Origin of the sequence: Schauerella aestuarii (assembly GCF_009866805.1) — a bacterium.
GTDB lineage: Bacteria > Pseudomonadota > Gammaproteobacteria > Burkholderiales > Burkholderiaceae_B > Schauerella > Schauerella aestuarii.
In genome coordinates this window covers 1-388 of sequence record NZ_SIZW01000019.1, presented here as the reverse complement: position 1 = coordinate 388, position 388 = coordinate 1, and the positions used below count along the sequence as shown (strand labels likewise).

The window sequence follows — 388 nt, the reverse complement described above, 5'->3', positions numbered from 1 at the left end:
GTCGATCTCGGCCAGTGTGCTCGTGGCTTGCGCGCGGGTTTCGGAGGAGATATCCGACGCCGTCTTCGCCAGCGCGTCGCACATCGCTTGCAGGCGCTGTGCGGTATCGGCATTGGCCTGTTGCGATTCTTCGCGCAGCGTCGTGGCGATCTCGGCCAGGGAGGCGGTCCAGGCGCTCAGGCGTGCCTGATCCTGATCTGCCAAGGCTTTCTGCAGATCGGCGGCGGCCTTGGGCGCGTCGGCAGCCACCTGCACCACGCGGTCGATTTCGGCCAGGGTGCTCGTGGCTTGCGCGCGGGTTTCGGAGGAGATATCCGACGCCGTCTTCGCCAGCGCGTCGCACATCGCTTGCAGGCGCTGTGCGGTATCGGCGTTGGCCTGTTGCGAT

Annotated in this window: 1 pseudogene; it reads right to left on the bottom strand. The window is 66.8% G+C overall.

Annotated features, from left to right (window positions below):
• Positions 1–388, bottom strand: a pseudogene (locus EYW45_RS00065) (DUF802 domain-containing protein); the annotation flags it as partial.